Annotated in this window: 23 protein-coding genes, 1 tRNA gene and 1 pseudogene; 11 read left to right on the top strand and 14 right to left on the bottom strand. The window is 58.3% G+C overall.

What is annotated here, in order from left to right:
• Position 1 precedes the first annotated feature (1 nt).
• Together CLM58_RS16710 and CLM58_RS16705 are read left to right on the top strand one after the other, a co-directional pair.
• Entirely contained in the window at positions 2-1,315 is a 1,314-nt protein-coding gene (locus tag CLM58_RS16710) for an amino acid ABC transporter permease (RefSeq protein WP_095596983.1), read from the top strand.
• 11 nt (positions 1,316-1,326) lie between these two features.
• Positions 1,327-2,118 (top strand): amino acid ABC transporter ATP-binding protein, encoded by a 792-nt coding sequence (locus CLM58_RS16705; protein WP_095597171.1) that lies wholly within the window; start codon positions 1,327-1,329, stop codon positions 2,116-2,118.
• 45 nt (positions 2,119-2,163) lie between these two features.
• Here the strand turns inward: CLM58_RS16705 and CLM58_RS16700 are convergent, their stop codons facing one another.
• From CLM58_RS16700 to ttcA, 7 genes are all read right to left on the bottom strand, one after another.
• The gene (locus tag CLM58_RS16700) at positions 2,164-2,676 is read right to left on the bottom strand and encodes a SixA phosphatase family protein (protein ID WP_095596982.1); all 513 of its coding nucleotides are present in this window, start codon (positions 2,674-2,676) and stop codon (positions 2,164-2,166) included.
• 137 nt (positions 2,677-2,813) lie between these two features.
• Positions 2,814-3,677, bottom strand: coding sequence for an acetylglutamate kinase (gene argB, locus CLM58_RS16695; RefSeq protein WP_095596981.1), 864 nt, complete (start codon positions 3,675-3,677; stop codon positions 2,814-2,816).
• A 115-nt stretch (positions 3,678-3,792) separates the two neighbouring features.
• A complete protein-coding gene (yihA, locus tag CLM58_RS16690; RefSeq protein ID WP_095596980.1) occupies positions 3,793-4,443 on the bottom strand; it encodes a ribosome biogenesis GTP-binding protein YihA/YsxC in 651 nt (216 codons plus the stop codon).
• Positions 4,440-5,177, bottom strand: a complete 738-nt coding sequence (locus CLM58_RS16685) for an MOSC domain-containing protein (RefSeq protein WP_095596979.1) — start codon at positions 5,175-5,177, stop codon at positions 4,440-4,442. The genes yihA and CLM58_RS16685 overlap by 4 nt, the downstream gene beginning before the upstream one ends.
• Positions 5,174-6,988 carry a membrane protein insertase YidC gene (gene yidC / locus CLM58_RS16680; protein ID WP_095596978.1) on the bottom strand — a complete coding sequence of 605 codons (1,815 nt, stop codon included), beginning with the start codon at positions 6,986-6,988 and terminating at the stop codon, positions 5,174-5,176. The genes CLM58_RS16685 and yidC overlap by 4 nt, the downstream gene beginning before the upstream one ends.
• A 92-nt stretch (positions 6,989-7,080) precedes the next feature.
• Positions 7,081-8,631, bottom strand: a complete 1,551-nt coding sequence (locus tag CLM58_RS16675; RefSeq protein WP_095596977.1) for a putative bifunctional diguanylate cyclase/phosphodiesterase — start codon at positions 8,629-8,631, stop codon at positions 7,081-7,083.
• 59 nt (positions 8,632-8,690) lie between these two features.
• Entirely contained in the window at positions 8,691-9,560 is an 870-nt protein-coding gene (gene ttcA / locus CLM58_RS16670; protein WP_095596976.1) for a tRNA 2-thiocytidine(32) synthetase TtcA, read from the bottom strand.
• A 231-nt stretch (positions 9,561-9,791) separates the two neighbouring features.
• On the opposite strand from ttcA, the gene CLM58_RS16665 reads away from it, so the two are divergent.
• Positions 9,792-10,295 carry a fasciclin domain-containing protein gene (locus tag CLM58_RS16665; protein WP_095596975.1) on the top strand — a complete coding sequence of 168 codons (504 nt, stop codon included), beginning with the start codon at positions 9,792-9,794 and terminating at the stop codon, positions 10,293-10,295.
• A gap of 223 nt (positions 10,296-10,518) precedes the next feature.
• Here the strand turns inward: CLM58_RS16665 and CLM58_RS16660 are convergent, their stop codons facing one another.
• The 7 genes from CLM58_RS16660 to rpmH all read right to left on the bottom strand — a co-directional run bounded on the left by CLM58_RS16660 (position 10,519) and on the right by rpmH (position 14,582).
• Entirely contained in the window at positions 10,519-11,526 is a 1,008-nt protein-coding gene (locus CLM58_RS16660) for an ankyrin repeat domain-containing protein (protein WP_095596974.1), read from the bottom strand.
• Positions 11,527-11,749: 223 nt separating this feature from the next.
• On the bottom strand, positions 11,750-12,781 hold the full coding sequence (locus CLM58_RS16655; RefSeq protein WP_143226597.1) for an ankyrin repeat domain-containing protein: 1,032 nt from the start codon (positions 12,779-12,781) through the stop codon (positions 11,750-11,752).
• Between the two features lie 132 nt (positions 12,782-12,913).
• Entirely contained in the window at positions 12,914-13,438 is a 525-nt protein-coding gene (locus CLM58_RS16650) for a flavodoxin domain-containing protein (RefSeq protein ID WP_095596972.1), read from the bottom strand.
• 104 nt (positions 13,439-13,542) lie between these two features.
• Positions 13,543-13,725, bottom strand: a complete 183-nt coding sequence (locus CLM58_RS16645; protein WP_095596971.1) for a hypothetical protein — start codon at positions 13,723-13,725, stop codon at positions 13,543-13,545.
• Between the two features lie 44 nt (positions 13,726-13,769).
• Positions 13,770-14,024: a membrane protein insertion efficiency factor YidD gene (gene yidD, locus CLM58_RS16640; RefSeq protein ID WP_095596970.1), complete on the bottom strand. Its 255-nt coding sequence runs from the start codon at positions 14,022-14,024 to the stop codon at positions 13,770-13,772.
• Positions 14,021-14,425 carry a ribonuclease P protein component gene (gene rnpA, locus CLM58_RS16635; protein WP_095596969.1) on the bottom strand — a complete coding sequence of 135 codons (405 nt, stop codon included), beginning with the start codon at positions 14,423-14,425 and terminating at the stop codon, positions 14,021-14,023. Before rnpA ends, yidD begins: the two co-directional genes overlap by 4 nt.
• 22 nt (positions 14,426-14,447) lie before the next feature.
• A complete protein-coding gene (gene rpmH / locus CLM58_RS16630; protein WP_005980833.1) occupies positions 14,448-14,582 on the bottom strand; it encodes a 50S ribosomal protein L34 in 135 nt (44 codons plus the stop codon).
• 289 nt (positions 14,583-14,871) lie between these two features.
• On the opposite strand from rpmH, the gene CLM58_RS16625 reads away from it, so the two are divergent.
• The 8 genes and pseudogenes from CLM58_RS16625 to CLM58_RS16590 all read left to right on the top strand — a co-directional run bounded on the left by CLM58_RS16625 (position 14,872) and on the right by CLM58_RS16590 (position 23,030).
• Positions 14,872-15,603: a TVP38/TMEM64 family protein gene (locus CLM58_RS16625; protein WP_095597170.1), complete on the top strand. Its 732-nt coding sequence runs from the start codon at positions 14,872-14,874 to the stop codon at positions 15,601-15,603.
• A 3-nt stretch (positions 15,604-15,606) separates the two neighbouring features.
• On the top strand, positions 15,607-17,028 hold the full coding sequence (locus tag CLM58_RS16620) for a dihydrolipoyl dehydrogenase family protein (RefSeq protein ID WP_095596968.1): 1,422 nt from the start codon (positions 15,607-15,609) through the stop codon (positions 17,026-17,028).
• A 28-nt stretch (positions 17,029-17,056) separates the two neighbouring features.
• Entirely contained in the window at positions 17,057-18,442 is a 1,386-nt protein-coding gene (locus tag CLM58_RS16615) for a sensor histidine kinase (protein ID WP_095597169.1), read from the top strand.
• 73 nt (positions 18,443-18,515) lie between these two features.
• A tRNA-Arg gene (locus CLM58_RS16610) sits at positions 18,516-18,592 on the top strand.
• Positions 18,593-18,896: 304 nt separating this feature from the next.
• Positions 18,897-19,081, top strand: a pseudogene (locus CLM58_RS17380) (IS6 family transposase); the annotation flags it as partial.
• A gap of 189 nt (positions 19,082-19,270) precedes the next feature.
• Positions 19,271-19,540, top strand: a complete 270-nt coding sequence (locus CLM58_RS16600) for a hypothetical protein (RefSeq protein WP_095596967.1) — start codon at positions 19,271-19,273, stop codon at positions 19,538-19,540.
• Entirely contained in the window at positions 19,530-21,236 is a 1,707-nt protein-coding gene (locus CLM58_RS16595; protein WP_095596966.1) for an FAD-dependent oxidoreductase, read from the top strand. The genes CLM58_RS16600 and CLM58_RS16595 overlap by 11 nt, the downstream gene beginning before the upstream one ends.
• An 18-nt stretch (positions 21,237-21,254) precedes the next feature.
• Positions 21,255-23,030, top strand: a complete 1,776-nt coding sequence (locus CLM58_RS16590) for a thiamine pyrophosphate-binding protein (protein WP_095596965.1) — start codon at positions 21,255-21,257, stop codon at positions 23,028-23,030.
• Positions 23,031-23,045 lie beyond the last annotated feature (15 nt).

The raw sequence follows: 23,045 nt of genomic DNA, 5'->3' as shown, positions 1-23,045 counted from the left end.
TATGTCTGATCTGTCTTATGTCCGCACCGAAATGCTGCCGCAAAAGGCACCGCCGGCTACGTCCGTCGGTGTCGTTGGGTGGCTGCGTGAGAACCTGTTCTCGTCTGTAGGCAACTCTGCCCTGACCGTTGTGACCGGTGCACTGCTGTTGATGCTGCTGTCTGCCATCCTGCCTTGGGTGTTCCTGGGGATTTGGGACGCCGAGTCGTTGGCTGACTGCCGTGCGCAGTTTGCAGAAATGTACGCGGACGGTCGCACCTATGCCTGTTGGGCTGTTATCGCTGATCGTTGGGACCAGATCATGTTCGGTTATTCCTTCGGGAACCTGAACGAGGGTCTGTATTGGCGTCCGCTTCTGGGCTTGGCGCTGATCCTTGTTGCCTTGTCTCCGATCCTTTACCCCAATGTGCCGCGCATCATGTATGTCGCGACTGCTGCCACGCTGTTCCTGTATCCGTGGCTGATCTGGGGCGGCTCGATCTGGGGCCCGCTGACCCTTGCAATGTGCATCATCGGTGGCATCGTGGCGTTCCGCTTCGCATCGCAGGTGATGATCACTGCATTTGCCTTGCCAGTGGCCATTGTTGTCACAGCCGTCCTTATTATGGTTGTGATGGGACCGCTTTCGAACGGTCTGGCAAGCGTCGCGGCGCTGGAGCTGCAGCCGGTACCCTCGCGTGAGGTTTCAGGCTTCGTCCTGTCGATCACCATCGGGATTGTGGCCATTGTTGCCTCGCTGCCGATCGCGATCATGCTTGCGCTTGGCCGTCAATCGGACCTGTTCATCGTGAACAAGCTGTCGACCGGTTTCATCGAGATCATCCGGGGTGTTCCGCTGATTACCCTGATCTTTGTGGCGACTGTACTGATGAAGTACTTCCTGCCGTCGCATATCGATCTTGATCCGGTTGTTGCGGTTATGATCCTGGTGACGCTGTTTACCGCTGCCTATATCGCGGAAGTTATCCGTGGTGGTCTGGCAGCGCTGCCCAAAGGCCAGTACGAAGCCGCTGATGCGCTTGGTCTGACCTACTGGCAGGCGCAACGTCTGATCATTCTGCCGCAAGCGCTGAAGATCTCTATCCCTGGCATCGTGTCGAACTTTATCTCGGTCTTCAAAGACACCACACTGGTGTCGATTGTGGCCCTGAACGACCCGCTTGGGATTTCTGGCGCGATCCGCTCCAACTCTGACTGGAACGGCATCGTATGGGAGCTGTATGGATTTATCGCTCTCGTCTTCTGGATCTTCTGTTTCTCTATGTCCCGCTATTCCCTGTGGTTGGAGCGTCAGCTTCAAACCGGGCACCGTTAAAGGAGGCTATGATGTCTGACCTAGCCATTGAACGCAAAATCGACCGTTCCAAGATGGAAGTCTCGGATGAGGTCGCCATTCAAATCAACGATATGAACAAGTGGTACGGGACCTTCCACGTGCTGCGCGACATCAACCTGACCGTCAACAAAGGCGAGCGGATTGTTATCGCGGGCCCGTCGGGTTCGGGTAAATCGACCATGATCCGCTGTATCAACCGACTGGAAGAACACCAGGCGGGCGATATCATCGTGGACGGGATCGAGCTGACCAACGACTTGAAGAACATCGACAAGATCCGGTCCGAGGTTGGCATGTGCTTCCAGCACTTCAACCTGTTCCCGCATCTTACCATTCTGGAAAACTGCACGCTGGCGCCGATCTGGGTTCGTAAGACCCCGAAGAAAGAAGCCATCGAAACAGCGATGCACTTCCTTGAGAAGGTGAAGATCCCCGATCAGGCCAACAAGTACCCCGGCCAACTTTCGGGCGGTCAGCAGCAGCGTGTGGCGATTGCACGCTCGCTGTGCATGAAGCCGCGGATCATGTTGTTTGACGAACCGACCTCGGCGCTTGACCCAGAGATGATCAAAGAGGTGCTGGACACCATGATCGAGCTCGCGGAAGAGGGCATGACCATGCTCTGCGTGACCCACGAGATGGGCTTTGCCCGTCAGGTTGCGAACCGCGTGATCTTCATGGACCAAGGCCAGATTGTGGAACAGAACGAACCGGAAGAGTTCTTCAACAATCCGAAGTCCGAACGGACCAAGCTGTTCCTAAGCCAGATCCTTGGTCACTAAGACCACTGAAATCACGAAGAACCCCGGCCAAAGCGCCGGGGTTTTTTATTGGGCAGGGATCAATTCGCGCGGGACGGTGAAATCGATTGCTTTGGCTTGACCAAAGCGGATCTGCGACCAGTCATCACCGTCAAATTGTGCGATCAGAGTGGCCCCGGTGGGGTAGTCCCAGAAGCGGTCATGATCAGGGCGATCTACGACGATCTTCTCGGCAAATTCCGCGATGCCCGGATTGTGGCCCAGCATCAATACGACCTCTGACGCTGCGCCCTGAAGGCAGTCCAGCATCGTATGGGCATTGGCGTGATACAGGCGCGGTTCACGTCGGATCAGCACCCCGTCAGGCAATGACGTCGACATGCCTTCCCAAGTCTCAATCGTGCGACGGGCGGACGAGCTGATAACCTCTGTTGGAAGGTATCCCTGCTCCTTTAGCCAAGCACCTAGCGCCTCTGCCGATTTCCGGCCCCGTTTGTTTAAGGGGCGATCATGGTCGCTTAAGCCCAAATCCGACCAGCTGGACTTGGCATGTCGGGTCAGAATTAGCGTCAGGGCCATAGCGCGGGAATCCAATTGGGTAACAATGGGAATACCCTGCCACAGCCCTTAGTTGTTCGGCAAGAAAAGCGATGCCAAACCGGGTAGAAGCATTTTGAAGCAGGATCGCAGTGCGAAGTTGAGTGCCGCTTGGGTCGTTAGTTCGCGCGGATGATGCTGCCCGCACCATGCGCGGTAAAGAGCTCCAGCAGGCAGGCGTTAGGCGCACGACCATCAAGGATCACAGCAGCGCGGACACCGCCCTTGATCGCCTGAACCGCGGTTTCGGTCTTCGGGATCATGCCGCCCGCGATCACGCCCTCTTCGGTCAGCTGCTCAATATGATCAACGGTCAGTTCGGTAATTACCTCACCATCTGCATTCTTGACGCCGGCTACATCGGTCAGCAGAAGCAGGCGATCAGCTTTCAGCGCGGCTGCTACAGCACCTGCAGCGGTGTCGCCGTTGATATTGAAGGTCTCTCCGTTGCGGCCAGCACCAAGAGGGGCCACAACGGGGATCATCTCGGCTTCAAACAACTGGCGCAGGACGGCAGGGTTGACCTCGTCGGGCGTTCCCACAAAGCCAAGATCAGGGTTTGTCTGAGTGCAGGTGATCAGCTTGGCGTCCTTACCGGACAGACCTACAGCCTTGCCGCCCTGATCGTTGATCGCCTGAACGATCCGCTTGTTCACGGTACCTGAAAGCACCATTTCAACGACGCGGACGGTGGCCTCGTCGGTCACGCGTTTGCCGTTCACAAACTCGGATTTGATATTGAGCTGATCAAGCATCTCATTGATCATCGGGCCGCCGCCATGGACGATCACCGGGTTCAAGCCGACCTGCTGCATCAGGACGATATCGCGGGCAAAGCTTTCCATCGCCTCGTCGCTTCCCATGGCGTGTCCGCCTAGCTTGATGACGACGACGGCGCCGTCATAGCGTTGTAGGTAAGGAAGCGCCTCGGACAGGGTCCGGGCGGTGGCGATCCAATCGCGGTTCATGGCTTGCTTCTTCATTCTAACGTCCTCTGGACGCCCTTGGTAAACCGGTGCCGCTGTCGCGGCAAGAGATACCATGACCCCCATCCTGACCTTCCCCTTTGGGGAAGGGATCAATTGCCAGCGACGCTGGTTATTCCAGCGTGGCGATCGTGGCGCGCAGGGTCGGGATGCCATCACCCTTATCAGAGGAGGTGACGATCAGTTCCGGATAGGCCGCGGGGTGGGTCGACAGGGCCTTACGCACCTGCTGCAAAATCTTTTCTCGGTCCTTGGGTTTGACCTTGTCTTCCTTTGTCAGGACTACCTGAAAGGTCACAGCGGCTTGATCGAGAAGGGTCATAATCTCTTCGTCGACCTTTTTTACACCGTGACGGTGGTCGATCAGCACGAAGGCACGGCGCAGGGTTTGGCGGCCTTGCAGATAGGACTTCAACAGGCGCTGCCATTTTTCGACCACGGCGACAGGGGCTTCGGCAAAGCCATAGCCGGGCAAGTCGACGAGAAACAGCTCGGGTCCGCAGGTGAAATAGTTGATCTCTTGGGTGCGGCCGGGCGTGTTCGACGCACGGGCAAGGCCTTTGCGGCCGGTCAGCGCGTTAATCAGGCTGGATTTACCAACGTTTGAGCGTCCGGCAAAGCAGACCTCCAACCGATCAGCCGGTGGTAGGCCTGACATCGCGACAACCCCTTTGAGGAAGTCGGTATCGCCCGCGAAAAGCTTGCGACCTTTCTCGCGCGTGGCCTCATCGGGTTCTTCAGCTAGGGGGAAGGGTAGCATCATGACAGGACCTCGACCTTATCGCCTTTTTGGATTGTGCCGCCCTTAGTTACAACGGCTTTCACGCCAAAGTCCACGTGTCCCCAGCCCTGGCGCAAGGCTTGGAGCGTGTTGGCGTCACGGATGCCGGTATCGGGGTTAGCCTCTGTCGCGCGGCACCGCTCGATCCGTTCGCGAATTTCAAGTTCGGCAGTTCCGATGCGGACAGTCTCACCGACCATGTCCAGCTCCGCGAAGGGAGCAAGACCCGCAAGCCAAAGGTTGCCGCGGAAACGGCGCGGATCCATTTGGGCCTGCAGCCTCTCACCTAGCGCGTCCAAAGATGCCATGCCCAAGATCGACACCGAAGCGAAGCTTGCATCTGCCATGCCTTCGGCCGGGGCGTTGACCAGCGTGTGCGGGGCAGGGCGCTCTGGCGGGTAGATCGGGGTGATCCATTCCACCAGCTTGTCGCCTTCGGTCGCAGGAGCAATAGAGAGATCGGGCAGCTTAGGGTGCGAAAATGTCAGGCGATCTTGGTCCGTTGCAGAGGTCACAGCCATAAGTTCAGGACCATAACAGCCCCGCGCAAAGTTCACACAGCGCTGCCATGCACCCGTGTCTTCAGCTTCACCCGTAAGGATCGCCCATGCCCGGTCAAACGGAAGCGGCCGGTTCTCGGCCAATGTGACCTTTTCCAGCCGCTCTGCCCCCACCCCTTTGACGGGGTGGCGCCAGATTTGGGCCAGAGTTGTCATCCCTTGTCCTTGGAACCGCGCTTGAAGCCCGAGAAAATGTTGCCAAGCACGTCGGGTTTATACCCTTGGCTGCGCATGATCAGATACTGCTGCGTGAAGGTGATCACGTTGTTCGCGATCCAGTACACGACCAGACCCGAGGCAAAGCTGCCCAGCATGAACATGAATACCCATGGCATCCAGGCGAAGATCATTTTTTGCGTCGGGTCGGTGGGCGCCGGGTTCAGCTTTTGCTGAAGCCACATCGAGATACCAAGCAGGATCGGAAGGATGCCTAGCGAAACGATAAAGAAGATCGAGCTGGGTTCCGGTGTCGACCACGGCAGCAGGCCGAACAGGTTCAGGATCGAGCTGGGGTCAGGCGCGGAAAGGTCTTTGATCCAACCAATCCAAGGCGCGTGGCGAAGCTCGATGGTGACAAAGATCACCTTGTAGAGCGAGAAGAAGATCGGGATCTGCAAGAGGATCGGCAGGCAGCCCGAGGCCGGGTTTACCTTTTCCTTCTTGTACAACTCCATCATGGACTGCTGCAGTTTTTGACGGTCGTCGCCCGCTTTTTCCTTCAGCTTCTCCATCTGCGGCTGAAGCTCTTTCATCTTCGCCATCGAGACGTAGGACTTATAAGCCAGTGGGAACAGGATGCCCTTGATCAGAAGGGTCAGAGCAATGATCGACCAGCCCATGTTGCCGATCAGTTCGTTCAGTTTGTGCAGAACAGAGAAGATCGGCTTGGTCAGGAAGAAGAACCAGCCCCAGTCAATGCTGTCGACGAACCTGTAGATGCCGTCCTCTTTTTCATAGTTGCGAATGGTTTCCCATTCCTTCGCACCGGCGAAAAGTTGGGTCGAAACAGATTGCTGAGAACCCGAAGCAACGGAAACCGTGCCAAGACGTGCAATGGTCTTATAGCGGTCGCCGCCGGCTTCATACCGCAGGACGGACGAGAACGGCTGATCTTTCGCAGGGATCAGCGTTGTCATCCAATAGTGATCTGTGAAGCCGATCCAACCGTTTTGCTGAACCTCGACCACCTCTGTAGACGCGCCCCACAGGGGATCGCTGTCCAGATCGGTCAGGTCGTCGTAACTGAATTCATTCATCTCTTCGCCTGTCTGGCGAATGGGGCCTTCTTGAATGACGAAGAAGCCCTTCAGGTCAGTCGGCTCGCCAACCCGGACGATTTCGGAATAGGGCGCAAGACGGATATCAGCGCCTGAAGTGTTTTCGACGGTCTGCTCGACAGTGAACAGGAAGTCCTCGTCGACGCTGTAGGTGCGATTAAATGTCTGGCCTTTGGTGTTGCTCCATGCCAGCACAACAGGTGTTTCCGGGCTCAGGCTGCCTTCGCCGACCTGTTGCCAAACCGTGTTAGGACCGGGAACGTCCTCAAAGCCCAGATCGCCACCGGGGACCCATCCGAAGACCGAGTAATATGCGCCGACCTGGCCTTCGGGGCGCAGCAGTGTAACGTTCGGGCTGTCGTCGCTAAGGTCTTCCTTGTAGCCGCGCAGAACGAGGTCATCGATCCGGCCGCCTTGCAAAGAGATCGATCCGCCAAGACGCGGGGTGTCGATTTTCACTCGAGGCGCAGGGCCTTCAGATGGCGTAGAAGGGGCCGTTGGGGTTGCGGTTGCCAAAGGCGTGACGGGTGCCTCAGTTGCGACGGGGGGCAACAAGCTCTCACCGGACGCCTCTGTTGCATTGGGATCAACGACCTGCTCTTGTGGTGGAAAGAACACCATCCAAACCAAGATCACCAGGCCACTTAGAACCGTCGCGAGGATTAGGTTCTTGTTGTCTTCGTTGTTCATCGCGCTTGCCACCGGTCCATGAAAGAAGGTCACGGTGGTTCAACAGACTCAGCGCTAAGAGGTCAAGCGGTTTTCGCCTGTTTTACGCCAGATCAGACCGCCTGACGCCCGATGCAGGCTGTTTGTTCAAGATTTGCTTCATGTTCGCGAATCCATTTCGTGGCTTCGTCAAAGGGCATGGGGCGTGCGATCCCAAATCCCTGAACGTGAGCACAGCCCAATTGCGCCAGCATAGTGTGCTCTCCATGGGTTTCGACACCTTCTGCCAAAGTCTCCAGCCCAAGTCGTTCTGACATGGTCAAAATGGCCGCAATCATGTTCTGTTGCTCACGGTCCTGATCCAGCCTTGAAACGAAAGAACGGTCGATTTTAAGTCGATTGATGGCAAAGCGGCGAATCGAGGCGATAGAGGCATGGCCGGTTCCGAAGTCATCCAGATCAATCTTGCAGCCAAGGTCCGAAAGAGCCGAAATATTGCGGCTGATCATGTCAGAATTGTTGTCGGAGACCACTGTTTCAAGAACTTCGATCGTTAACCGTTCCGGGGCCAGATCAAACCGATCCAGCTCCCATTTGATGTGGTCGAGAAGTTTAGGGTTGTTCAGCTCCTCGCTGGAAAAATTGACGCCCACAGTGGGAACCGACAGGCCCGCATCGTCCCAGCCACGTAGTGCCCAGAAGGATTTGCGCAAAATTTCTTCGGTCAAACGCGTTGAGAGTCCAGCTTGTTCGATGGCTGGCAGAAAATCACTGGGAGGGATCATACCGTAGTCGATATGCGGCCAACGGGCCAAGGCCTCAAGTCCCGTGATCTTTCCAGTATCAGTCGAAATTTGCGGCTGAAACCATGGTCGAATCTCCCCTTGCTCTAGGGCCCGCGCGACCTCGTCTTCCAAATTGTGGCGTTTCCGAACAGCGGTTTGCATTTCGCTGGAAAAGGCGCGGATTGCGCCGGGGCCGTTGGCCTGAGCTTCTCGCATGGCGGTTTCGGCGGCGGCCAACATGGCGTCCCCGGTTTGCGCAGGACTGCGGTGAGGCAGGCAGAACCCTACCGAGCAACTGAGGTAGGCGGCGCTTGCGTCAACAGGAATGGGCTCTCTCACTGTGTCCTGAAGGCGCGCGCAGATTTGCAGAAGGGATTCGAGATCCGCCCGGTGAAGAGGGGCCAGTGCAACGGCAAACCCCGCACCGCCCAAGCGGACAAGCGTGTCATTATCCCGCAGCGCGGCCGACAGTCTTTCCCCGACAAGCTTGATAGCCTTGTCCGCCGCGGGAGAGCCATGGCGCCCAGACAAATCGCTGAGCCCTTCAAGGGTTAGAGCAATGCAAGACGTTGTTTTTCCGACATTTTCCTCGCCCGAGAGCGCGTCATCCAAAGCGTCTATGGCAGAGGTCCTAAGGGGCAGGCCCGTGATGCCATCAATACTGTGGCGCCGATATCGTCGGGCACCATTCGCCAGAAACTGGCCCATCCCGATCACCAACGGCACCAAGAGTGTTGTGGCGATCAGCGCACCTTCCCCCCCAAGCCAATAGGCAGAGAGAACAACGATGGGGATCAGGGCAAGGGCCTGAGGCAGGCCGAAAACGACGGAAAAAAACTTTAAAAACGGGGTCGCATCTGATGGCAAAGGCCGGGGCATGTAATCGTCCTTTAAGCAGGTAACGCTTTGGACGGTAGCGGCTGATTCTGGTCAGAGGGTTAACGGATCAGGGGAATATCCGGCTTTTTATCTAAAATTGTGTTCTCTTTCCGTTCTAGCCCCGCGAAGTCGAAGAGTTTCGGGTCCAGAAGGTGCGAGGGGCGCGCATTCATCAGCGCGCGGAACATCACCTGACGACGGCCCGGAGAGTTCTTTTCCCACCCGTCCAGAATCTGCTTCACCTGCTGGCGCTGCAACCCGTCCTGCGAGCCACAAAGATCGCAGGGAATGATCGGGTAATTCATCGACTTGGCGAACTTTTCGCAATCCTCTTCCGCGACATGGGCGAGGGGGCGATAGACGAACAGGTCGCCCTCTTCGTTGACCAGTTTCGGCGGCATCGTCGCCAGCCGCCCGCCGTGGAAGAGGTTCATGAAGAAGGTTTCCAGAATGTCGTCGCGATGGTGACCCAGCACCACGGCGGAACAGCCTTCTTCACGTGCAATTCTGTAAAGATTTCCACGTCTTAGGCGCGAACACAGCGCGCAATAGGTGCGCCCTTGGGGCACCTTGTCTTTGACGATGGAATAGGTGTCCTGATATTCGATCCGGTGCGGAACGCCCATCTCTTCAAGGAACTTCGGCAGAACCGTCGCCGGGAAATTCGGCTGGCCCTGATCAAGGTTGCACGCCAGCAGGTCGACCGGCAGAAGCCCGCGCCATTTCAGTTCGTACAACACTGCCAGCAGGGTATAGCTGTCTTTGCCGCCCGACAGGCAAACCAGCCAGCGGGCATCGCGTTCAATCATGCCGTATTGCTCGATCGCTTCGCGGGTATAGCGCACGATCCGTTTGCGCAGTTTCTTGAACTGCGTGGTCGAGGGCGCGCCTGCAAAGAGCGGATGGATATCGTCGTTTTCATCGAGCATGGGCGGGCTTTACCCCCGTTGCGCCTTTCAGGCAAGGGCCGTGCGGCGCGTTAAGCTCTGTTCGCCTCAACGTCCGAAACCAAGGATATGAGCTACATATGACCTGCATATGAGTTGCATATGACCTTTTGACCGACCTCAGAGTGATCCGGCAGCCCAACCGTTTCGTAACTCTTTCAAACCAGCGCGGGGAACGAGCTGGTTCAAACCAAATTTTAAATGGGAGTTATCATGAAACGTCGGACTGTTTTGAAATCCGTAATGGCCCTTGGTCTGGCCGCAACCGTGAGCGCCTGTGCCCAGATGGAAGATGGCGATGATATCGTCGATATCGCGGCCTCTAACCCTGATTTCTCGACCCTTGTTGCGGCCGTGTCGGCGGCTGGGCTGGTCGACACGCTGAAGGGCGATGGCCCGTTCACCGTCTTCGCACCCACCAATGCGGCCTTCGCGGCGCTGCCCGCTGGCACTGTTGACAGCCTGCTCTTGCCCGAAAACAAAGATCAGCTGGTTTCAATCCTGACGTACCATGTGGTGCCGGGCAACGTGACCTCGGATCAGGTTGTGGGGCAGCGTCTGGATGTGGCGACCGTACAGGGCGACACCGTCCGCGTTGATGGCACCGGCGGAAAGTACGGCGCAGCCGTGCGCGTCAATGACGCCAACGTCACGGCGGCCGATATCATTGCGACCAACGGCGTGATCCACGTCATCGACAAGGTCCTGTTGCCGTAAAGCCCAGCATGCCCAAAGGCCCCCTGCTTTTTGGGCATGTGTCATCCTGAAGCCGCGTTGTCCTTTGATATCCGGGTGCCTGTCGCCCTGGATAGGACATCCGGGTCATCAGCGGGCTTCAGGATGATTTAAACCTTCATATTAAGATGGGTATGCATATTGAAATGCTATTTGAAGGCTGTGATCGCCGCATTTGCATATACTGCGCAACCCCCGTTGGCGGCTATTTTTTCTGAGCCTGTTCAAGCCGCTTGTAGGCTTTCGTGTAGGCTTTCTCGTATTCAGGGCTATTTGGAAATGGGTCGTCTGCGCTCGGCGGGGGCATAAGTTCGAACGGTGTTTTTCCATCTTTCGTTCTGAGGCTTCCATCTGCCCCTAAGTCTAAAAATGTTTCGATTATCTGCGGGTCCGGGCTCGAAGCAGCAAGATGGAGCGGGGTCCAGCCATCACACATTGTCGCGTTGACGTCTGCACCCGTTGAGACAAGTTCTTCGATCGTTTCGGAGTCTAAACTAGAAGAGGCTAACACGTGTAGTGGCGTGACACCTTCGCATCCTTCGTAGACCATTCGTGCGTTTGGATCAGCACCCATTTCGACCAACTTGGTAATTCGCCCCGGGACATCTTCGAAGATTTCGGCTTCGTGCAATGGAGTCCTGCCTTGCTCGTTATTGCAGAACATCGGACCGCGAGAAAATTGTGCCTTAAGGTAAGGTAGAAAGTTTTCCTTCGGTCCGGAGATCCCGTACAGATTGCCTCCTTCTAACACGACTAAGGTAACCCCGTGGCTCGAGGCGAATGAGATCATCGCTTCTTGGAATTCTTCGTCATGTTTGGCAAGGCAATAACTCGGCCACCAAGGCTCTGGTAATTGCACCGAATAGTAGAGGAAACAGTGGTCTTCCACGCAATCGCTTTGTCGCTGTTCCCGTTGCTGAACCAGTAAGTTGTTTTCGCCAAGTGCCGTTACGCGTATGTACTTGAAATCTACGAAAGTTCCATCGTCGTCCACGAAAAATGTCCCCTCGGACGACAGGGTCCCGTCTGCTTCGCTATAGACAAGGTACCATGCGTCTAGGAAGGCTTTATATTCTGCTGAATCCTTTCCCGCCGTGCTGTTGGTTTCATCCAGAACGGGATCGACCGAATAAATGCAGGCGGAAAGCAGCATTGCTAAAGAGAATGCGGCGATCCGCTTTGGCAGCGTGATCCAATAGGGTTTCTGTTTCATGTCGGTTGCCTTCCCTTAAGGTTGACCAAAATGCCAGAATGGTCCGATTTTGACCGGTTTTAGTTCGCGTAGCAGGGCCGGTGGAGGCTTTGTGAGCTACGCAGGCGGCCCGTCCCATCAATGCAGTTGCTTACTTATCAAGAATGCTAGAACTCGCTTCTCGCCTCATAAACTCCTGCATGTGAGCACTGGTCTGGTTCCAGACCATTCCTGTCTTTGAGTGTTAGTCGTTCTGAGCCTGTTCAAGCCGCTTGTAGGCTTTCTTGTATTCAGTGCTACTTGAAGCTGGGTCGTCTGCGCTGGGCGGGGGCATAAGTTCGAACGGTGTTTTTCCGTCTTTCGTTTTTAGACCCCCGTCCGCTCCTAAATCCAAAAATGCTTCAATTATGTAGGGGCTTAGTCCAGACGCAGCGGCAAGATGGAGGGGGGACTGGCCATCGCACATTGTTGCGTTCAGGTCTGCACCTACCGAGACAAGCTCTGAAATGGTTTCGAAGCTTATCCCTGAATCGACGATCTCGTGGAGAGGTGTGCTACCCTCGCACCCTTCGCCACCCATTCGTGCGTTTGGGGCAGCACCCAATTCGACCAACTCTGTAATCCGCCCCGGAACATCGTCGAAGAGATAAGCTTCGTGCAGCGGGGTTTTGCCGTGGTCGTCGGTGCAGATCATCGGGCCGTCTGCGAACTGAGCCAGTAGGTAAGGCAGAAGGTTTTCCTTTGGCCCTGAAATCCCGTAGTCGCGGCTCGTTTTCTCACCGTCGTTTATTATGGTCAAGGTGACACCGTGTTGTGCTGCGATTGCAACGAGCGGTTCCGTGAACTCTTCATCCGAGTCACCAATACAATAACTTGGCCACCAAGGCTCGGTCAGTTTAACCGTGTAATAGATGAAACAGTGGTCGGCTATGCATTCACCTTTTTGAGGGGCAAGTTGGTTATCCAAAGGAGGTTCAAGTTGCTGTTGGACGAGTAGGCTGGTGTCGGAAAGTGGCGTTACACGAAAGGCTTCGGCCTCCACAAAGTCTCCGTTGGCCTCGAACACGAAGCCCTCCATCAACGATCCGTCTGCTTCGCTGTATACAAGGCGCCAGGCCTCTAGGAATGCTTGAAATTCAGTCGAGTCCTTTCCTGCCACGCTGTTGGTTTCATCCAGAACGGGTTCGACTGAAAAAATACAGGCGGAAAGCAGCATTGCTAAAGAGAATGCTGCGATCCGCTTTGGCAGCGTTACCCAATGGGGTTTCTGTTTCATAACCTTTGCCCTCCCTTTGGGCCGAGCCAGATGCCCTGATCGGGCAGGCTTGGCCGGTTTCAGTTCTGTGGGAGGCGCGGGTTGGAAGCCCGGTATTTTAAAGGCGGCTTTTGTTGCCTTTTGTACGTCTGTTTACTCTTTCAAAAAGGCAGTCACCTTGTCTTTCAGCGCGTCCCAATCCGTAAATTCCCGCACGCCATCGCTGGGGTCGACCTGTTGGTCGCGCAGAACGACGTGGCGGACAACTTCGGTTTCGAAATAGCCATAGGCCTCGGGGCGGACGGCCCCTGCGACCAGTAGGGTTTCGTCGGGTTCGAAGTCGGTACGCATCAGCATTTCGGTCAGGTAGTCTTGCGCCTCTTCCTGCCCATCTTCAAACGCGGCTTTCAGGCTGACCGACAGCACCAGCGTCTTGGGGGCGGCAAGGTCCTTGCGTTGCGCCTCGACAAACACCTCGAACGGTTTGGGGTGGCGACGCTCGTGCACGGGGGCGGCAAGGATGACGTGGCTCGCCTTGTCCAGTGGCGCGGCAACCATCGGGTCGGCCGTGTCGATTAGTTGGGTTTCGAACCCTGCGGCTTTGACAAGCTTGTCGACATAACGCGCAATTTTGCCGGTTTGGCCCTCGATCGAGCCATATGCAATCATCACAGTCATTCCGATCCTCCCTTAATTCGGTCTGACAAACTGTGAGCAGTATGGCGCTTGGCGGGCTGTTTGACGTTGATCTTGGTCAAGGCGTCCGGGAGGGCGGTTGCGGATCAGTCGTCGGGCGGCGCGCAGTAAAGGTCGACCAGTACGGCACCCAGAATCCAGACGCTGAACGTCAGGGCAATGGTGATCGGGACGCTGATCACTCCGCCGACAAATCCGAACAGGGCGACCACGACACCCAAGGCGCCGACGACTCCGTGGAGTTCTCGTTTCTTGTTTCGCAAAGACATGGGGGAAGTGTTGCAGGTCCGGCGGTGCCGCACTTTGATCTGCGTCAGAGGTCGCCGTCTTTTTCGTCGGCCGGGTCAGAGCCGGGCACTGGGTCATAGCCTGTGCCGCCCCAAGGGTGGCAGCGGCCGATCCGGAGTAGGGTCAGCCAGCCGCCCTTGATCGCGCCATGTTTTTCCAAGGCGTCCAGCGCATAGGCAGAGCAGGTGGGCTGATAGCGGCAGTTGTGGCCGACCCACGGGGAAAACACGATCCGATAGGCTTTGACGGGCAGGGCGAAGAGGCGCGCAAGAAATGTCATGCGTGCACCTTCTTCAGCGCGTATTTCAGATCGCCCTGCAGGGTTTCGAACGGGCGCTGGGCGGTTTCGGTCGCGCGGCCGATCAGGACATAGTCCCAGCCCGGGCGGCCCATTTCGGGCAGGATGGCGCGGGCGATTTCACGCAGGCGGCGTTTGGCACGGTTGCGGGCCACGGCGTTGCCGACCTTCTTGGAACAGGTAAAGCCGATGCGAATCTCGTCCGGGGCGTCGCCTTCGGGGCGTTTGCGGGCTTGCAGGATGAAGCCTTTGGTCGCCTGACGGCGGGCCTTGGCGGCCGCAAGGAATTGCGACCGTTTTGTCATTTGAACAAGCGAAACCGCCGGACGCGGTGCCGCGGTCCGGGATACCTTCCCTTCTGCGGTCGCCTCCGGCGGTGTCATGTCGCTAACCTGTAGCTGGCGCTTATGCGCTCAGCGACTTGCGGCCACGTGCGCGGCGTGCGTTCAGGATTTTGCGGCCGGCTTTGGTTGCCATGCGCGCACGGAAGCCGTGGCGGCGCTTGCGAACCAGGTTGCTCGGTTGATAAGTGCGTTTCATCGCGTTGGCTCCAGTCTTCTGGCCCAAACCCGCGGAACGGATTCGAAGGCCGATATGTTCGAAGCCCGTCCTTTAGGGGGTCCGCGCCGCCCTGTCAATTGATCCGCGGCGGTTTCTGCAACAATTTCGGGGGAAAAGTTTCGGTCAGGCCGCGCTTTCGTAACATACGGACCAAAAACGCACCTTTCGGATCACCCGAGATCAACGCAGCGTGAGGGGGCTGTTGCAAACCGCCCGAACACCGCATCTTAAGCGCAATGAGCCCAAGCGGGAAGATGAAAGCGACATGATGACGGACCAGCCCACCCAAGATCAGAAGAAAAGCACGCACCTATTGCCGCTGGCGCTGTTTGCTGCGGTGACGGTCATTGGAATCATCGCGTTGCGGGATCATCTGTCGTTTCAGGCGCTGGCCGCTAACCGCGAGGCGCTGATTGCCTTTCGGGACGCCAACTATGGGCTGTCGGTCGCGGCCTTTGTCCTGATCTATGCGTTGGCCGTGGCCTTTTCGCTGCCCGGGGCGACGATTCTGACCCTGACGGGCGGCTTTCTGTTCGCGACCTTCCCGGGGGCCCTTTTCAACGTGATTGGCGCCACCGTCGGGGCCACGGGCATCTTTCTGGCCGCGCGTTGGGGGCTGGGCGACTATCTGGGGGCCAAGCTTGAAAGCTCTGACGGGAAGATCAAAGCGATCAAGGATGGGATCGACGAGAACCAGTGGTCGATGCTGTTCCTGATGCGGTTGGTGCCGGTGGTGCCTTTCTTCGTGGCGAACCTGCTGCCTGCCTTTCTAGAGGTGCCGTTGCGCCGCTATGTAATCTCGACCTTTGTTGGCATTATCCCGGGGGCGGTGGTCTATACTTCTGTCGGGGCAGGGCTGGGCGAGGTTTTTGCCCAAGGAGAGACCCCGAATCTTGGGGTTATCTTCGAGCCCCACATCCTTTTGCCCATTCTTGGTCTATGTGCGCTTGCCGCGCTGCCGATGCTGATCAAGTCTGTGACCGGTAAGAAGGGAATCTGATCCATGACGAACCGGGTTAAAACGGACCTCTGTATTATTGGTGGAGGTTCTGGAGGGCTGTCCTTGGCGGCCGGGGCCGTGCAGATGGGCGCTGACGTGGTGCTGGTCGAAGGCCACAAGATGGGCGGGGACTGTCTGAACTATGGGTGTGTGCCCTCGAAGGCGCTGCTGGCGGCGGCGCATAAGGCCCATGCGATGGAAACCGGACGCGCCTTTGGCGTGACGCCGGTCACCCCGCAGGTGGATTATGCCGTGGCTAAGGATCACGTGGCGCACACAATAGCCACCATTGAACCCCACGACAGTGTCGAGCGGTTCGAGGGGCTGGGTGTGAAGGTCATTCAGGAGTACGGCAGCTTTGTCTCACCGACAGAATTGCAGGCAGGCGACACGATCATTCAGGCGCGCCGCTTCGTGGTTGCGACCGGGTCGTCGCCCTTTGTGCCGCCGATCCCCGGTCTAGATGTGGTTCCTTTTGAGACGAATGAAACGATTTTTGACCTGCGCGAGCGTCCCGACCATCTGATCGTTATCGGTGGCGGACCCATTGGGCTGGAGATGGCACAGGCGCACCGACGTCTGGGCAGCAAGGTCACCGTGCTGGAGGGTCTGAAGGCCCTTGGCAAGGACGACCCGGAACTGGCTGCTATCGCGCTGGAAAACCTGCGCGCCGAAGGGGTCGAGATTCTAGAGGACCATATGGTCGACAGTGTCTCTGGTACAGCTGGCGACATCAGGGTTCATTCCAAGGACGGATCTGTCACGCAGGGGAGCCACCTGTTGTTGGCGGTTGGTCGCAAGGTGAATATCAACAAGCTGAACCTTGATGCGGCCGGGGTCGATCATGACCGGACGGGCATCAAGGTGGGGCAGGACCTGCGGTCTTCGAACAAGAAAGTGTATGCTATTGGCGACGTGGCGGGTGGGCTGCAGTTCACCCATGTGGCGGGCTATCATGCAGGGGTTGTGATCCGCTCGATCCTGCTGGGGATGCCGTCGAAACAGCGCACCGATCATATTCCGTGGGTCACCTATACCGACCCCGAAATCACGCAGGTCGGCCTGACCGAGGCGCAGGCACGCGAGGCGCATGGCGACAGGCTGACCGTGGCCCGGTTTGACTATGCGGGCAACGACAGGGCGATTGCCACGGGTCAGACCAAGGGTCTGATCAAGGTGATGGTGGTCAAGGGGCGCCCTGTGGGGGCCTCTATCGTGGGGGCGCAGGCCGGAGAGCTGATTTCGATGTGGGCGATGGCGATTGCCAACGGTCTGAAGATGAGCGCGATATCGAACACCGTCGTGCCGTATCCGACCCTGATGGAAGTGAACAAGCGGGCCGCTGGGGCGTATTTCTCGCCCAAGCTATTTGATAGCAGTCTGGTGAAGCGTATTGTAGGCTTCGTGCAGAAAACCCTGCCGTAAGAGCAGTTTAGTTGGAGGGCAGAACGTGCTGAACACCCTGTCAGGTCGATTCCTGATGCTGACGGTCGCATTCGTGATGCTGGCCGAGGTGTTCATCTTTGTCCCGTCCATCGCGCGCTTCCGCGAGGATTTCCTGATGGCGCGTCTGGAACGGGCCCAGATCGCCTCGCTTGCGGTGCTGGCCTCGCCCGACATGATTGACGAAGCGGTCGAGGCAGAGCTGTTGCTGAACGCCGGCGTCTATAACGTCATCCTGCGTCGCGACGAGATGAGCCAGCTGGTGCTGTCCTCGCCCGTGCCGAAAGAGGTGAGGGCGGTGTACGACCTACGCGACGCGTCGGCCTTTACGTTGATCCGGGATGCGATGGAATGCCTGCTGACAAAAGAGGAATGGGTCATCCGTGTGATCGGCACGCCCTTGCGCGGTGCCGGTGAGCAGATCGAGGTGACGATGAACAGCGGCCCGCTGCGGACTGCCATGATCGAATACGGGCTGAACATTCTTGTCCTGTCCGCCGTGATCTCTGGTATCACGGCCAGCTTGTTGTTCTTTGCGGTGCAGCGGCTTCTGGTGGGGCCGATCCGTGGCGTTGTGGGCGCGATGCAAAACTATGCCTCGGCGCCGGAAGATGCGCGCCGGATCATCACGCCGACCTCGCGCGTTAAAGAGTTACGCGAAGCCGAAGAAGCCTTGTACGGGATGGAGACCGAGCTGACCTCGGCCCTGCGCCAGAAGGATCGACTGGCACAGGTTGGTGGCGCGGTCGCCAAGATCAGCCATGACCTGCGCAATATCCTGACCTCGGCGCAGTTGTTCGCCGACCGCATCGAAGGCAGCGACGACCCGCTGGTGGCGCGTGTGGCCCCGAAGATGGTGAACTCGATCGGGCGCGCGGTGAACCTGTGCGAATCCACACTGGCTTTCGGTAAGGCCGAAGAACCCGCGCCACGCCTCAGCCAGGTTGCCTTGTGCGAACTGGTGGATGACGTGCTGGACGGAGAGCGGCTGGCCGTGCGCGACGGCAAGGTCCAACTGCTGGCAGATGTTCCAAATGGTCTGACCCTGCGCGCGGATGTCGAGCAAATCCACCGCGTGCTGTCGAACCTGACCCGCAATGCCCGTCAGGCGATCGAGGCATCGGGCAAGGAAGGATCGGTGACGATCAGTGCAGGCGAGGATGCCGCGTCATGGATGATCACCGTCACCGATACCGGACCCGGCCTGCCGCCCAAAGCTCGAGAGAACCTGTTCACCCCGTTTCAGGGCGGTGTTCGCAAAGGTGGTTCAGGTCTGGGGCTGGCGATTGCCGCCGAACTGGTCCGTGGTCACGGCGGTCGTTTGGATCTTTTGCAAAGCGACGAGGCCGGAACCCGCTTCCAGATCACGCTGCCAAAAGGGCTGGACGCAATTTAATCGCTGCAAAGCAAAAAAACTTCAAATCCCCTCTTGCAACCCCCGAACCCCCCGGATACATGGAGGGCCTCGCGCGCTGGTAGCTCAGCTGGATAGAGTACTTGACTACGAATCAAGGGGTCGGGGGTTCGAATCCTCCCCAGCGCGCCATTTCTCTCAAAACCTTAGAAATATAGCTCGGGCGCCGAGAAAATTTGGCTTCCACCAGGCTTTCACAGCGAGTGTACCCGCTCAAAGCGTGTCACTCCTATTTTTCGAGAGCGGTATCAATGGGAACCCTTCCAACACCGCACTGACATACCTGCGGGCGGTAGGCTAAAAGGTCTCACGAGCTTCAAATCATCCCCAATGAGCCTTAGTATTGGCTTATATATTTTAGGTCTCGTTCGGAGAAGTAGTTGCTGCGACAGATCTTCACCGGGCTAGGTAATCAGCCCATCTAAGTGGTCCATTTCCATTTCGACGACTAGAACGAGCCATGCAAAGGTTCCGTCGACGCGAAGTTTGCAGAAATTCACCGCCGTCCACTCTTCCGTTTTCAACCACTTCAATCAGGAACGCCAATTCTACTCACGCGATAATTTCAAGCTGAACCGAACCGCGGCACTGGCCGAGAGGCGTAAACTCGACACAGCATAAGGGACAGCTTCACTATTCCAGTAGAGACGGGTTCGAATTTGTCCGACACCACCGATGCAGGCTCAATGATAGACGAGTGGATATAACGCTTTCTTATAGCGTTATTGAAATTCCGTTTTTGCGGTCATTCGGTGGCTTCATCTATGGTGAATGCGTTCGGTATCGGACCGGGTTCAAACGAGTACAGCCATGCCCTTATCGGGAACGCAGAAAACCAGCGCCTGCCTGACCAAAAACGGCAATAATCCCGCTTTTGAAGGCGCGCGCATCGGAGCTCGGCGGGTGGCATGGGCATATTCGAGCGCGTTGGACGACACGCTGAACGAAGCCAAGGCGCGCGGTATTCCCGTTGTGTCTTTCGTCAGTCGGTCGGAAAATGTCGTGCCGGATTACTTCGTGACCTCTGACAACCGGGATCGTGGAAACACGCGGCGGCGTCGGAGGGCGAATGTTGAATAACAATGCCGCATATCCGGCATCTTCGCACCCGCTGCCCGACACTGTCGACCTAGTGGTTATTGGTAGTGGTGCGGGCGGTCTGACTGCGGCGCTGACCGGAGCGCTGGAAGGGCTGTCCTGCGTGGTGCTGGAACATATGCTGGTTTTCGGCGGCACTTCGGCGCGGTCTTCGGGCACGGTTTGGGTGCCGGGCAACCGGATGATCGCGGATGCGGATGCCGACCGGATCCATGCCGAACGCTATCTCTCCGAGTTGATCGACGGGAAGGGGCCGGAAGAGATTTGGCGCAAGTTTTTGGACGCCGCGCCCTTGATGCAGTCCGACCTGGAAGACCGCGCTGGGATCGGGTTCCGTCCCTTTCCCACCGCCCCCGATTACCGGCAGGACAAGCCTGGCGCAGCACCCGGATGGCGGTCGCTGGAACCCGCGCCCTTCGACGGGCGCGAACTGGGCGATGATTTCGCCCGGCTGGCACCCCCATTGCCGGAACTGATGGTGTTCGGTGGCATGATGGTGACCCGGGCCGAGGCGGCGAAGTTGCTGCGCGCCGACCGGTCGCTTTCGGCCGCACTGCTGGGGCTGCGCCTGACCATGCGTTTCCTGCTGGACCGCCTTAAGGGGCGACGCGGGACGCGGCTAGTGCTGGGCAATGCCCTGGTCGCGCGGCTGATGAAGGCGGCGCGGGATGCTGGGGTCAGGCTGTTTTCCGGGGTCGAAACTAGTCGGCTGATTTCCGAGAATGGGCGAATTATAGGGGTCGAACTGTCTACCGGGCAGCGGATCATGGCCACCCGTGGCGTCGTGCTGGCAGGCGGCGGATATCCGGCCAGCCCGGACTGGCGCGCCCGCGAACTGCCCACGCCCGTAGCCGAACACACCCCCGCCGCGCCGGGCTGCATCGGGCGTAGTATCGAGTTGGGGCTCGATGCGGGCGCGACGCTTGGACCTTCAGGGTGCGATAATGCGCAGTGGTTTCCCAGCTCGATCATGCGGCGTGCCGACGGGTCTACCGCTGTTTATCCGCATATCGTTCTGGACCGTGCCAAACCCGGATCGCTGTGCGTCGATCAAAATGGGCGGCGCTTTACCAACGAAGCGGAGTCCTATCACCAATTCGTCCGCGCCATGTACGAGGCGGAACAGGCGGTGCCGTGCTGGATGATCTGCTCGCGGGGGTTCATCGCGCGTTACGGGCTGGGGCTGATCCGTCCGCGTACACCCAGCCTGCGCCGCTATATCCGCAACGGGTACTTGACCGAAGCCGCGACGCTGGCCGGGCTGGCCGGAAAGATCGGCCTGCCCGCCGAAGCGCTGGTGCAGACCGTCGCGCGGTTCAACGCCTTCGCCGCCACCGGCAGGGACGAAGATTTCGGGCGCGGTGAAACGATCTATGACCGTGCGGGCGGCGATGCCGGGCATGGGCCCAATCCCTGCCTTGGGACGTTGGAAGAGGGGCCATACTATGCGGTGCGTCTAGAACCCACCCCGCTGGGGACCAGCCGGGGGCTAGCCGCAGACACGCAGGCGCGGGTACTGAAGGAAGACGGAGAGGTTTTGCCTGGGCTTTATGTCTGCGGCAACGACATGCAGTCGGCATTCGCCGGCGAATATCCTGGTGCGGGCGGACAGCTTGCCCAAGCGATGACATTTGGCTGGATCGCGGCGCGACACGCCGCTGGCCGAAACATGACCTGATGAGGGGAGTAGCAGAAAATGGCCATGAAAAAGGGCGGTGAGATCATCACCGATACGCTTATCAAGGAAGGGATCGACCACGTGTTCGGCATTTGCGGGCATGGCAATGTTGGCCTGCTTGATTGCATGAATGAACGGCGCGATGAACTCAAGCTGGTGTCGCCCCGCCACGAACAGACCGCAGTGCATATGGCCGACGGGTTCTTCCGCGTGTCGCACAAACCGGCGGCGACGCTGACATCGACGGGACCGGGATCTGCGAACCAGATCATGGCGCTTGCGGTGGCTCAGACCGACAGTTCCGCGGTCTATTCGATCACCGCCAACGTGCCGACGCAGCAGTTCAACCGCGGTCCGTTCCAGGAACTGTACATGCATCACCACGCTGATTTTAACAACGTGATCAAGCCGGTGGTGAAACGCAGCTTCCAACCGACCCGGGTGGAAATGCTGCCACTGGCGATGCGCCAGGCGGCGCAGACCATGACCACCGGGCGGCCCGGTCCGGTCAACCTCGATATCCCCTACAACCTCTTCCAGGAAGAAGCGGAAGTCGCCGACGAACCCACCGGCAGCGCCTTTGGTCAGCGCCGCAGTGGCGCCAGCATGGATGACGTGCAACAGGTCGCCGATTGGCTGGTCGCATCGGAACGCCCTGTGCTGTTCATCGGCCACGGCGTGACCCTGTCGGAAGCGGGCGAAGAACTGACCGCGCTGGCGCATAAGATGAACGTGCCGGTGATTTCCTCGCCCAACGGCATGGGCTGCATCGACATGGAAGACCCGCTGAGCCTCGGTTTCATCGGTCGCAACGGCGCGTATCAGGCCAATCAGGCCGGGCGTCATGCCGACCTGGTGCTGGCCATCGGCGCACGGTTCGATGACCGCTCGGCCTCGTCGTGGAAGCCGGGCTATTCGTGGAATTTCCCACAGACAAAGCTGGTGCATGTCGATCTCGACCACGGAGAACTGGGCCGGAACTATCCGCCGGACCTGCCGATCCTGGCCGATGCCAAGGCGTTCCTGCGTCAATTGCTGGCGGAGCTGGACCGGCGCGGCGCCAGTGGTGCGTCCCGTCAGGGATGGCTCGGCGAAATCGCAGGCTGGCGTGCGGAATGGGAACGCTTCGTGGCCCCCGGTTTCGAGATGCACACCAAGCCGATCCGTCCCGAACGCGTGGTCGCAGATTGTCAGAAGGTCCTGCCCGAAAACGCGATCCTGTCGCTCGATTCCGGTGTGCATCACAACTGGTACATGCAGTTTTGGAAAGCGCGCCGGCCGCAATCGATGCTGAACACCTGGGGCTATTCAGGCATGGGCTTCGGCCCCTCCGCGATCATGGGGGCCCAGCTGGCCGCGCCTGACCGGGTCTGCGTGTCGGTCTGCGGCGATGGTGGTTTCACCATGGTGCCGCATGTGTTGTGCACCGCTGTGGAATATAACCTGCCGGTGGTCTGGGTCGTCTGGAACAACTTCGCTTGGGGCGCGATCCGCGACCTGCAATACGGGTACTTCCAAGGTCGCGAATACGGCACCGCCTTCTACCACGGTAAAAACAAGGAACCCTACAACCCCGATTTCGCCGCCTGGGCGCGCGCTTCGGGAGTTGATGGCTACACTGTCACCCGAAGCGAAGATTTCGGCCAGGCCTTGGAAACTGCGATCGCCAACAGGCGCCCCGCGCTGATCGACGTGCATGTCGATGCTGACGTGCGTCCGCCCGCGACCGGCAGCTGGGAACTGCCGCCGCTGCAGCCCAAGGAACCCGTTTACGGCAAGCCGTGGTGCCCCTGAGAAAAGGAGAATAAG

This window comes from Actibacterium pelagium (genome assembly GCF_002285415.1).
Lineage (GTDB): Bacteria > Pseudomonadota > Alphaproteobacteria > Rhodobacterales > Rhodobacteraceae > Actibacterium_B > Actibacterium_B pelagium.
Note: the sequence above shows the minus strand (reverse complement) of the source record. Positions and strands in the feature narration are given on the sequence as shown.